The organism is Halobacteriovorax sp. DPLXC-1 (assembly GCF_036903125.1).
GTDB classification, from domain to species: Bacteria; Bdellovibrionota; Bacteriovoracia; order Bacteriovoracales; family Bacteriovoracaceae; genus Halobacteriovorax_A; species Halobacteriovorax_A vibrionivorans.
The window spans coordinates 205,845-217,733 of the sequence record NZ_JAYMCO010000003.1 but is presented as its reverse complement, the minus strand read 5'-3'; the positions used below and the strand labels follow the sequence as shown (position 1 = coordinate 217,733).

Below are 11,889 nucleotides of genomic sequence, written 5' to 3'. Positions count from 1 at the left end.
TCTCACTCCTTGATTAGGCTAACTGTTGTGGACTAGTTCCGGACTCACTAAATCCATTTAGGATTACCGGTGTAATACGACTATCGTCCTCGTCGGAAAATTTATTAATGATCTTTGTGTAATATTTTGAAAGGGAATTCTTTTCCGTTTTCAAAAGTGCATGATCAAATTTATCAGATGGAATTTCGATATTTTTAACCCCACCTAAAACACTCAAGTTTGCCTGCATAAAGCTTGAAACAGTATCAACGAGCGAACGTACAACTTTATTGTATTGTTGATTCGATTCTACTTTGTTTACGATTAAATGGTTGTCTTTGATATTGTATTTTTGATTTAGAATTTTAATTAGTGCGTATGTATCTGTGATTGATGAACGATCTGGATTTACAACCATGAATCGGTAATCAGAATAGGCTTGAAGATTGATCGTCTCCCTATTCACACCAGCTGGACAATCAAGAATAATATGATCGTATTCCGTACGATGTTCAGCAATAATATCGATAATGAATTTATCGTGAGAGAAAGATTTCTCAAAGAGATCGCTATTACCATTACATCCACTTAGAAGATCTATATTACCTAATTTATAGACACATTCTTCAAATGGCTTCTCATTAGAAATAAGGGAGTAAAAGTTGTCATTTAAAGGAAGCCCTAGCTTAACTGCCGTGTTAGAAAGATTGTAGTCACAATCGATTAAAAGAACACGTTTTCCTTTAGAACTTAATTCATTGGCCAACATCAAAGCTGTCGTTGTTTTACCAACTCCACCTTTTCCTGAACCAACAGCTATAATTTCGCAATCGTCACTGATTAAATTAAGAGATTCTTTTACGTTAAGATCTTCTAGATTAGAGATCTCATCGCTGTCACTTCTATGTGACATCAACCAAGTTGAAAGATCGTTTCTGGACATCCTGTCTCCTAAACAAAACTTAAAATTTAAATATAAAAAATAAAATCAGCTACAGTTTAAATATTCCTGCCAAAATCCTTTCGGCAGTTGCAGCTTCGAGGTCATCTGGAACAATCTCACCTGTTCCAAAAAACTTATATGGTAGCGAATTAAAATCAATTGCTAAATTAAAGAGTGATCCATAATTTAAACACTGATCTAAATGCGTCACCACGAGACCGTTAGCAATATTTGCATAACGATTAAGTACTTTTCTATTATACAACTCTGTGTTGATTCCCGAAAGACAGATTAAAACTTCCACATTTTCAAATGAACGTCTTAGGCCATCTACGAACTTCTTGATTTCATTGATTTCTTGATTTGTTGCCTTGTAGTCGATAAAAACATTTTTCTTGGTTTCTATTGATTTTCTTGTTTGCGCAACGATTTCAGAAATTGTTTCACACACATTTGATTCAACATTGAAGAACTTTTCAGAGAAAGAAGTATTATCTTTATATCCAACTTTTCCCTTATTTCTAATAATCACTGAATCATCTTTAAGAGCAGAAAGCTTCGTTAACATCGAGCTCTGCCCACAAGTAGCATCAGAGATTAATACTGTAACAGTCTTTGAAGCTTCGTTATCGACTGAAGAAAAAAGTGGCATCGCCGTCTTTACTTCACCCATCATCTCTTTAAGAGCAAATTCGAAAACTGTATCTGGATTCTCTTTATCATCATCAGAAAGATCAAAGTTTGCTTTGCGAACAATTTTTTGAATATATCTTTCTTCAATATCTAGACTTCTAAAAATTGTTACCATTTCCTTAACACCAAGTGCTTGCGGCTTAGTCATCCCCTGTACACTTTGTGTTAATTCATAAATCTTTTTTTCAAGATCATCGATTTTATTTCTTTGTGAATCAATTAAATGATTTACTTCTTCATTATTAATTGATGGTGTAGATGGACCAGTTACATAATTGTCTTGCATTGCTGGTCTAGCTTGAGCAACCTTTGGCTCCTCAACTTCAATCTCATCATCAAGAGAGAAATCTCCATTTAAGAAATCATTGAAATTTTCAGAGTCTGCATTAGCTGTTGCTTTCTTAACTTCTTCTCTATCAATAGAGCTTAAGAAATCATCAAGTCCTGATGCAGAATTTGAAGTCGATTTTTCTTCAAGAGAGTTAACACTTTTGTTTAAGCCAAGGCTTCCATAACCGGCCATTGGGTTTTCATTAGTGCCTTGATTTTGTTTATGTTGATCATGTGAATTTATCATATTTGCTATATAAGATGAGTTATTTTGATAAAAAGAATCTTTTTGTTCAGGATTTAAAACGCTATCAACTTGAGCTTTTTTCGTGTAGTTCTTCTCAGAGATTGCAGCAGTGATCTCAATTTTTTTCTTTTTGAAAGCACCCTTTATTCCCTTATTCGTCTGTGTTTTAAGAATAATTGCATCAGGTCCTAGCTCGGCCTTAATATTTGCTAATGCCTCATCTAAAGAATCTGCTTCAAATTTCCTAACGTACATCCTATAACCTCACCGTTCCAAGCGATCTAATATTCACATCTGGACTTAATTCATTATGACTTACTACAATTAAGTTTGGTATGAATTTTTCTGTTAATTTCTTAAAGTGGCCACGGATAACAGGTGAACATAGAACAACCATTTTTTCACCCATATTCGTTGCCTCCTCTATTTTCTCATTTAAACTGGCCAAAATCGATTGGGTAATTCTTGGGTCTAAAGAAACTTGTTGACCATTTTCTGTTTGTATGAGATTGCCAGCAACCTGCTCTTCTATTTTACGATCTAACGTAAATATCGGCAAATCACCATTTGGAGACTTAATAGACTCAGTGATAGTGCGGTATAACGATTGTCTGACATTTTCTGTCAGAAGATCTGTATCCTTAATTTTCACTCCATATTCAGATAAAGACTCTAAGATCGTTCTTAGGTCACGAATGGAAACATTTTCCCTTAAAAGGTTCTGTAATACCTTTAAAACAGCTCCTAGAGGAAGAATATCTGGAACGAGATCCGCAACAATTTTTGGATAATGTTCTTTAAAATTATCAAGAACACGAACAAGTTCTTGGCGTCCAAATAATTCATGTAAATTAGTTCTGAGTATTTCAGTCAAGTGAGTTGCAAGAACAGTTGATAAGTCTACTACTGTATAACCATTAAATCCTGCATCATCTTTTTGATCTTCTGTAATCCAAACGGCAGGAAGACCGAAAACTGGCTCAATTGTTTCAATTCCATCAATTTTCTCAATAACACTACCAGGGTCCATGGCCAGGAAGTGATCAGGAACAAGTTCACCTTGAGCAATTTCGACACCTTTAATCTTTAAAGAGTAGCCACCTGGAGCAAGTTCCAGATTATCTTTAATACGAACAGATGGAATGATAACACCCCAATCAAGAGCAAATTGCTTTCTCATATATGTGATACGCTCAAGTAAATCACCGTTTTGTGATGAATCAACGAGATTTACAAGTCCATATCCAACTTCTAATTCAACAAGTTCAAGATTAAGGAGATCCTCAAGTGACTCTGGAGTCGATTTCTTCTCGTCTTCAACAACTGATTCAGCTGCAACTTTCTCCTGAGCAATTTCATTTTCCATTTTATTTGAAACAAAAAGAAGAGCTAAACCGACAACAATAAATGGTAGCTTTGGAAGCCCTGGAATAAGTGAGAAAATAAGAAGCACACAACCTGCAATTAAGATTGCTTTTGGGTGAAGCTTAAATTGCTTACTCATTTGAGCACCAAGATTATCTTCACTTGTATTTCTTGTTGCAATAATACCGGCTGCAGTTGAAATAATTAGAGCTGGAATTTGAGAAACAAGACCATCACCTACAGTAAGTAGGGTGTATGTTTCAGCTGCTTGACTAAAGTTCATATTATATTGGCCAACACCAACAATAATTCCACCAATAACGTTAATAGCAGTAATTAGAATACCTGCAATGGCATCCCCTCGTACGAATTTGGAAGCACCATCCATCGACCCGTAAAAGTCTGCTTCTTCAGCAACTTCAGCTCGTCTTTGTTTTGCTTCAGCATCATTGATAAGTCCGGCATTTAAATCGGCATCAATGGCCATCTGTTTACCAGGCATTGCATCTAACGTGAAACGAGCACCAACTTCTGCAACTCTTCCAGCACCTTTTGTAATTACCATGAAGTTAATAATTACTAAGATGATAAAAACGATGATACCAACAACAAAGTTCCCTTCAACAACAAATTCACCAAAACTTCTAATGATCTCACCAGCAGCACTTGTCCCCTCACTTCCAGAACGAAGTAAAATATTTCGAGTTGATGCTACGTTTAGAGAGAGACGAAAAAGTGTTGTTACAAGTAGAACGGCCGGAAAAGTAGAAAACTCTAATGGCTTCTTTGTATAAACAGAAACTAATAGAATAATGATTGAAAATGAAAGAGTTGTCGCTAAAAGTAAATCAAGTACAATTGGTGGAACAGGAATAATCATGACTGCAAGAACAGCAAGAATCCCGACTGCAACTGCAAGATCTGAGTTTTCAGTTAATACTTTTAATCTCTTAAAGATACCATCCATGATACTTTTCCTAATACTTCAATTAACTTAGAGCTTTGTTCTTTCTCTTAAGCTTATAAACAAACGCTAATACCTCAGCGACTGCTTTATAAAGTGTGCGAGGAACTCCTTCCCCAACTTTTACTGATTTATATAATGCTCTTGCTAAAGGCACATTTTCTACAATTGGAATATTGTGTTCTTTAGCAATTTCTCTAATTCTCATTGCAAGGTGATCAGCACCTTTTCCAACAACCCCAGGGGCCACCATATTTTCTTGATCGTATTTTAAAACAATTGAGATATGTGTTGGGTTTGTGACAATTACATCTGCTGTCGGTATATCTGCAAGCATTCTCTTTTGGGCCTGCTCTCTTTGAATACTACGAATTCTTTGTTTAACTTCAGGAGAACCGTCTTGTTCTTTTGATTCTCTTTTTGCTTCTTCTTTTGTCATCATGAGTTTCTTTTTGTGAGAATACTTTTGATAAGCAAAATCAGCGATAGCAATAACAACAAGACCTGCTAGGATTGCAAAACCTAACTTAATGAGAATATCTTTTCCGATTACAAATGCTTGAAAGAAGTCAACATGAAGAAAGCCTACAAAAGATGCAATATCTTCTTTCATATAGAAATATACAATTCCTAGAATGAAAACAAATTTCAAGACACCTTTAACGGCCTCAACAACTGCTTTCATTGAGAATAGTTTCTTTATTCCTTTGATTGGATCAATTCTTTCTGGTTTCCACTCTAAAACTTCAGGAGCATAGATGAATCCGATTTGAGCGACGTTTGCAACGATCCCCATACAAAGAGCGACAAGACAAACAGGAGCGGCACAAACAAGGGCCGTAGAAGCTGTTTTATTAGCAATTGTTTTAAGTGATTTTTCAGTAAAGGCAGTCGCTGGATCAAGATACATAATCCATCTAATGAATTCTTCCATTTCTTGATAAATGAAAAGAAGAGAAAGACCTAATGTCATGATACAGGCGGCTAGTACTAACACACTGGTTAGTTCTTTTGAGGATGCGACCTCACCCTTTCTTTTCGATTCGTCAATTCGATGCTGGGATGGATCTTCCGTTTTTTCCTGATCTGTTTCTTCGGCCACGACTTACTTCCTTTAAAGTATAAAGTTAAACCACTCGCCTAATCTTTCCGTATACATTTTAAATGCAACGTGAAAGAACTCATCGCTTGTTGCCGTGAATACTAGTAGACCTAGGCCAATATTAACGACAAAGCTCACCATAATGATATTCATTTGTGGTACAGTTCGAGCAATAATTCCTAGAATCGAACTGATGAGCATATTTGTAAAAATCAATGGTGTTGCAAGCATAATGGCAGCAACAAAAATTGATTTAAAAGCTTCAATATAGAAAATATGAGACTTCGCAAAGACACCCATATCGTAGATATGAATTGAATAAAAAGATTGAAAAATCCCTTTAAACATCGGTAAAAGTGCTCCGGAAGATATAACCATTACAAGAACAGTCCATTGTATAAGTTTTTCGAAAGGACCCACTTGTTGACCTGAAGAAGGATCAAAATAGCGAATCGCTGCAAATCCAATTTGCTGGGTAATAATACTACCTGCTGACAGGAAGATACCCATGATTGATTTTACCAAATATCCAATTATCAATCCAATGAGTGTGTAAATAATAGTGAGGGCCCAAAAGTTATCTTTTCCCACATACATGATGTCCTTTACTACTTCACCTTGAATATATGGGAAGAAGCAAAAACTCATAACAAGAGTTGAAAGGATCTTTACCATCATTGGGATTGGTAAGTTATCATAAATAGGTAGCTGAAAGTTAATAGCAAGTAATCTGGTAAAGATTAACCAAAAGGCGATTATAGGGACAATGTCAGTGATTTGAATTGTCATATATTACGATTACCTACCAGTTACTAGTTGTGGAATACTGATGATTAATTCTTTTGTAAAAGTAGTCAGTTGATCTGTCATCCATGGTGCTGTTAACACTAATGCACCAATAATCACTAGAATCTTAGGGATGAATGAAAGTGTTTGCTCATTGATTTGAGTAACTGCTTGAAATATCGATACTAAAATACCCATAATTAGAGCACCTGCTAACATTGGTGCTGAAATCATTAATCCTACAGTAACTGCTTGTCTTGCGATGTCTGAAAAAAAGTCCATCTTGTTCTCCAATTCTTTTAGTTAAAAGACCTTAGTAGTGAACCTGTGACCAGTTGCCAACCGTCTACAAGAACAAAGAGTAATAATTTAAAAGGCAATGAAATAACAACCGGAGGAAGCATCATCATCCCCATGGCCATTAAAACAGAGGCAACAACCATATCTAAAATGAGAAATGGGATATAGAGTAAGAAGCCAATTTGAAAGGCCGTCTTTAATTCAGAAATAATAAATGCAGGAATCAAAAAATGAATAGGAACATCATTAATTGATTGTGGTGCCTGTCTTCCTGTTACATCATAGAAAAGACCGATATCAGCTTTACGTACTTGTTTATTCATGAATCCACGAAGAGACCCTTCAATTCGATCAAGAGCAAGAGTCGTTGATATCTTCTTATCCATATATGGCTTAATAGCATTATTATAAATATCTTCACCAGTTGGCTGCATCACAAAAACAGATAGAAACATTGCAAAACCAATTAACAGTTGGTTTGGTGGCATACTTTGAGTTCCAATGGCCTGTCTCATGAAAGATAGAACAACGATAATTCTCGTAAAACATGTACAAAGAATTAATACAGCTGGTGCTAACGTAAGAACTGTAAAAAGGACCGTTAACTCGATCGTATCGACTAGATCAACACCTTGACCAAAATTAACAGAAAGTCCTGGAAGCCCCAGGTTCGTTGACTGCTGTGCAAAGATCGTACTTAGCCATCCGCCGATACTAAATACTAATAATGCTTTTAAAAGGTTCTTCATTCAACTTCCTATTGAATTGATTTTAAAATCAAATATCTATTGTAAAGACTTCATGTCTTTTACTTTTTTCTTAATTTGAGCAGTAAGACTTACCTTCTCTTCACTTGTTGCTTGTCCTGCTAGACTATTTAAAATTGCTTCCTGTGAAGATCTTGTAGAGTTGCTTGCTTCATGCATATTTTGAGTTACTTCTTTTAACTTAAATTCTTTTGAACCTTCATTTGCAGAATCAAGGTTTGTATCAAAGTTAGATCCAGTGATTTGTTTCTCACCTTCCTTAAAGAAAGCTGATGTATCTTCAATCTCTGTTAAAAAATCCATACCTTTTTCTGACTGTGCCATTAAAAAGACTTGTTTTTGAACTCTAACAACAAGAAGACTTCTTTTTGGGGCAAGATATGTTGTCGATAATACTTCAACCATCTTTGCACTAGAGAAGATTCCTAATCCACCTTTCTTAAGCATTCCCTTTCTAAAAAAGTTCATTAGAAAGAAGATACCGGCAGCAAAAAGAGCGAAGAATCCGATAAATTTAAAAATATAAGTCGACATTTGAAATCCACCCTTTTCAACTCCAGAAGAAAGAGAGCTTACGCTATCTTCTACTTGTTGTTTTTTCTCTTTTGCTAATGCTAGAAGAGAATCATTTGTATCATTTAGTTTTTTATTATTAGGTTTTTCGTTCTTTGTTACTTCTTCTTTATCTTTTAAAAGTTTTTCTAAGTAACTTTCATCATATGCTTCTGCTTTTTTAGTTTTAGCAGGAGCCTTCTTTGGAGTAGCTGCTCTTGTTACAGCAACTTGTTTTTTAGAAGCTGAAATTGGAAAGAACATTTTTATTTGGTTATCTCCAACCTCTAAACTTACTTTATCTTCCTTACCTCTTAGTTCATAAGGAAGAATGGCACGTACACGAGCAACATCTTTATTGAATTGATACGCCATAAGTTTCGTATCAAACTTATTATTCACAGAAACTTGTTTTTCAATTTTTGGCCAAACAATTGTTCCATCAAGAGCAACTTGAATAATATCATCCTTAATTGTTAACTCAGGAGTATCTCGGTAGTTACCTTTTAACGCAATGGTTACAACACCAGTACTTCCATCTTTAGTTAACTCAACTTTTCCAATTTCAACTCTTGCATAAGCATTTGCTGTTATTAAAGAAAGTGCTAAAAATAATAATTTAAATCGTTTGGCCATAATAAGTTCCTATTATTTAAGGTTTTCAATTCTCTCAATTGGCGAAATGATATCTGTTAAACGAATTCCAAACTTTTCGTTAACAACAACAACTTCACCTTTAGCGACAAGCTTCCCATTTACTAAAATCTCAAGAGGCTCACCAGCTAACTTATCAAGTTCAAGTACAGAACCTTGTCCTAGTTGCAGAAGGTCTTTAATAATTACCTCTGTACGCCCTAGTTCAACTGTTACCTTTAGAGGAATGTCTAAGATAAAGTCTAGATTTTGTACCTTTAATTTATTAATCGCATCATCACCGGCCCTAATTTCATCAGCAAGTTTTTCAACTTCCATCGTATTGAAATTTTCTAGACCTTGTACTTCATTATTTAATTCTGTTTGATCGCTCATTTATATACTCCCTTTATTACTCTACTTCGATATCCATAGAAACTTTCGGTGTTTTATCAACATGTGTGACTTGTACCGCTCGGCTTCCTTTATATGTTCCAATTAGACACTGTAACTTCTCTACTCCCTGAATTGTTCCCTTAACTTCACTTGAAGCTTCTTGGTTCAATGGAATAATATCTCCACTTTGAAGAGTGAGAAGGTCACCCACTGTCATCTGTGCCTCACCAAGTTTGACAACAATCTCAGCTTTCGTATCTTTAATGTGCTCATTCATTGCACTTGTCCAGATACTGTCTGCCATGTCGTTATCAGTTTGGTAATTAGATGAAAGCTTTTGCTTAATTGGTTCAATTGTTGAGTAAGGAACAACGATCATAATCGTTCCAGATGCAGACTCAAATTCAACTTCTAGAGTTGTTGCGATAATTACATCTGATGGAGGAACAACCCCAACGAATTGTGGGTTAATCTCTGTTCTTACATATTGTGCATCAATTCTGTGAACTTGTGCCCAAGCTTCCTCAAGGTCAGCAATGGCCATATCCATAACTTTTCTCATGAATGAAAGTTCAATTGCTGTGAATTCCTTTCCTTCAATCTTTGTAAATGGACGATCCGTTCCACCGAAATATGAATCAATAATTGCATAAGCTAACTTTGATTCAAAAACTAGAAGAGCAGGACCTCTTAGTTCATTGAACTTCATAATACACATACACGAAGGAATCGGTAGTGTGTTTACGAACTCACCAAACTTAAGAAGATCAGTTGAGATCATTGAGATCGTTGAAATCTTTCTTAAAGAATTTGAAAGTGATACACGAAATGAACGAATAAATCTTTCGTAGATGATTTCAAGAATAGGCATTCGCCCACGAATGACTCGGTCTTGATTAGTTAAGTCATAGGGCTGTATATTCTCATCTTCAGCTTCATCATCGAAATCGCCACCATCACCTAAAAAATCATCTGCTTCACCATCGTTTACAGCGTTTAATAGAGCATCGACTTCGTCTTGACTTAAAACCTGTGCCATCGTTCCCCTCCTAGGATTTGATGATCTTGGCATCCTGCCAAAAGTTAAACTTTTATTTATGTACTAGTTGATCTGGAAACCAACGTAGTAAACATCTAAAACTTTTCCATCAACGAGATATGAGTTAATCGCTGATTTAATTTCTTCTTTAAGGTATTCCTTACCTTGTACTTTAAGAAGATCATTTGGCCTCTTTGAGTTTAGAATACTAATAATTGTATCTCTAATCTGAGGCTTTCTTGCTTTATATTCTTCCTCTTTTGCATTTAGAGAAAGCTTAAGTACAGCATTTAAACGAATGTAGCGTTGAGGTCCATCACCTTGTGAAAGGTTTGCTGTAAAGCTATCAAGAGGAAAGAGCTTACCTTCTTCTTCTTGTGCTTCTCCAGTTGTCACAACGTCTGCTTCTTTATTTGCTTCGGCCATTTGGGCCTTAACAAGATCTTCTACTGAAGATTGCTGCGATAATTTCACATGTGTCTGATACTGAAAATAAGCGATTACACCCATTAAGATAATATTCAGTAGTAGAGCTACTGTTAAAAGAGGGCTTTTACCACTTCCTTGGTTTGTATTATCAGCACTTCCATCTGCCATACTTATAAATCCTTTACTTCACACAGAAAAAAATTCCTTTATAAACTGTGCCTCGTCAAAAATTATACATCCTACCGGCAAATTCTACAAGATAGTAAAGAATGTTCTACCACATTCTATTGCCCTTTAAAGGAATTCTAACCGTTTAGCTTGTATGTAAAAATTGGCCGGTGTCAAAATGTCGACGCTTTTTTGACGCTTATTGAGTTGAGAGGCAAATTTTTCCCCTCTAGAAATAAGAAAGCCTCCCAAAGGGAGGCTTCTTATTATGAAACTAATTTAAATCTAAAATTAGAACATTTCCTTCCAAGCTTTACCTGGCTTGAATTTTGGAAGAGTCTTAGCTTTGATTTTAATCTTTTCACCAGTTGCTGGATTGATACCAGTTCTAGCTGCTCTTCTTACTTTTGTGAAAGTACCAAAACCGATTAGTGATACATCGTCACCTTTCTTAACAGCTTTCTTGATTGTTTCAAGAGTAGTTGATACGAAAGTATCTGCATCTTTCTTAGTTAGGTGCTTAAGTTCTTTGTTCTTTAAGATTGCTTCTACAAGTTCTTTTCTGTTCATGTAAACTCCAAATAGTTAGTTATTTAGTTGTTGTAAAAATAGGATGAGGCCTGAAACACGCTTTGACAAGGCTTTTTAAGCCTTTTTTTTTAATTAAGTTATTTTTTTTATTTTTTAGGTTATTTTAGACTTTTTTCTTGCCAAACTACCACTTCTTCCTCTAGTGCGATTCTAACGGCTTTAAGCCACTCTAGCTCTAATTGAGAGTGCTCTTTTATGTCTTCAATTTCAACAAATAATTGAATGAAGACTGGGCCGAGTTGATGATAGAAAACTTCCATATTAGGAATCTTTATATCAACAGGAAGGTGCTCGGAAAGTTTATCAAGAATTTTTTCAAGCTCTAAGATTTCATGAGCAAGTTTATAAATCGAGTCAGTTTTAAGTAGAGATGAAACATGCTTGATATAAGCATGATCAAGTACATTTTGTTCAATGAGGTTATGAGGAATATCATCATGTAAAAAATCAGATAGAGAATAATCGATCTGCTTAGCAGATTCACGCATATATTCTTTATTAATTTTTACTTGGTTATGATCAAAGAAGCTTGTCATTTTTAACCTCCATTATTTCTAGTATAACAGAAGATTAGATTTTGCCCAAATAAGAAGGCCTGCAATGAA

At 35.3% G+C, this 11,889-nt stretch carries 13 protein-coding genes; all 13 read right to left on the bottom strand.

Annotated elements, in window-relative coordinates; all coding sequences use genetic code 11:
- Positions 1–13: 13 nt before the first annotated feature.
- The 13 genes from VCM44_RS10970 to VCM44_RS10910 all read right to left on the bottom strand — a co-directional run bounded on the left by VCM44_RS10970 (position 14) and on the right by VCM44_RS10910 (position 11,820).
- The gene (locus VCM44_RS10970) at positions 14–922 is read right to left on the bottom strand and encodes a MinD/ParA family ATP-binding protein (RefSeq protein WP_115361919.1); all 909 of its coding nucleotides are present in this window, start codon (positions 920–922) and stop codon (positions 14–16) included.
- Positions 923–971: 49 nt separating this feature from the next.
- A complete protein-coding gene (locus VCM44_RS10965; protein ID WP_115361922.1) occupies positions 972–2,447 on the bottom strand; it encodes a hypothetical protein in 1,476 nt (491 codons plus the stop codon).
- 1 nt (position 2,448) lies between these two features.
- On the bottom strand, positions 2,449–4,524 hold the full coding sequence (gene flhA / locus VCM44_RS10960) for a flagellar biosynthesis protein FlhA (protein WP_115361924.1): 2,076 nt from the start codon (positions 4,522–4,524) through the stop codon (positions 2,449–2,451).
- A gap of 22 nt (positions 4,525–4,546) precedes the next feature.
- The gene (gene flhB / locus VCM44_RS10955) at positions 4,547–5,623 is read right to left on the bottom strand and encodes a flagellar biosynthesis protein FlhB (RefSeq protein ID WP_115361925.1); all 1,077 of its coding nucleotides are present in this window, start codon (positions 5,621–5,623) and stop codon (positions 4,547–4,549) included.
- 12 nt (positions 5,624–5,635) lie between these two features.
- Positions 5,636–6,412, bottom strand: a complete 777-nt coding sequence (locus VCM44_RS10950; RefSeq protein WP_334678797.1) for a flagellar biosynthetic protein FliR — start codon at positions 6,410–6,412, stop codon at positions 5,636–5,638.
- 9 nt (positions 6,413–6,421) lie between these two features.
- The gene (gene fliQ, locus VCM44_RS10945; RefSeq protein WP_334678796.1) at positions 6,422–6,691 is read right to left on the bottom strand and encodes a flagellar biosynthesis protein FliQ; all 270 of its coding nucleotides are present in this window, start codon (positions 6,689–6,691) and stop codon (positions 6,422–6,424) included.
- 17 nt (positions 6,692–6,708) lie between these two features.
- On the bottom strand, positions 6,709–7,458 hold the full coding sequence (gene fliP / locus VCM44_RS10940) for a flagellar type III secretion system pore protein FliP (protein ID WP_115361932.1): 750 nt from the start codon (positions 7,456–7,458) through the stop codon (positions 6,709–6,711).
- Positions 7,459–7,494: 36 nt separating this feature from the next.
- Positions 7,495–8,664: a flagellar biosynthetic protein FliO gene (locus VCM44_RS10935; protein ID WP_115361934.1), complete on the bottom strand. Its 1,170-nt coding sequence runs from the start codon at positions 8,662–8,664 to the stop codon at positions 7,495–7,497.
- 12 nt (positions 8,665–8,676) lie between these two features.
- Positions 8,677–9,057, bottom strand: coding sequence for a flagellar motor switch protein FliN (gene fliN / locus VCM44_RS10930; protein WP_162929496.1), 381 nt, complete (start codon positions 9,055–9,057; stop codon positions 8,677–8,679).
- Positions 9,058–9,073: 16 nt separating this feature from the next.
- Entirely contained in the window at positions 9,074–10,096 is a 1,023-nt protein-coding gene (gene fliM / locus VCM44_RS10925) for a flagellar motor switch protein FliM (protein WP_115361936.1), read from the bottom strand.
- 63 nt (positions 10,097–10,159) lie between these two features.
- On the bottom strand, positions 10,160–10,693 hold the full coding sequence (locus VCM44_RS10920; protein WP_115361938.1) for a flagellar basal body-associated FliL family protein: 534 nt from the start codon (positions 10,691–10,693) through the stop codon (positions 10,160–10,162).
- A gap of 291 nt (positions 10,694–10,984) precedes the next feature.
- The gene (locus VCM44_RS10915; RefSeq protein ID WP_115361940.1) at positions 10,985–11,263 is read right to left on the bottom strand and encodes an HU family DNA-binding protein; all 279 of its coding nucleotides are present in this window, start codon (positions 11,261–11,263) and stop codon (positions 10,985–10,987) included.
- Positions 11,264–11,382: 119 nt separating this feature from the next.
- The gene (locus VCM44_RS10910) at positions 11,383–11,820 is read right to left on the bottom strand and encodes a hypothetical protein (protein ID WP_115361942.1); all 438 of its coding nucleotides are present in this window, start codon (positions 11,818–11,820) and stop codon (positions 11,383–11,385) included.
- Positions 11,821–11,889 lie beyond the last annotated feature (69 nt).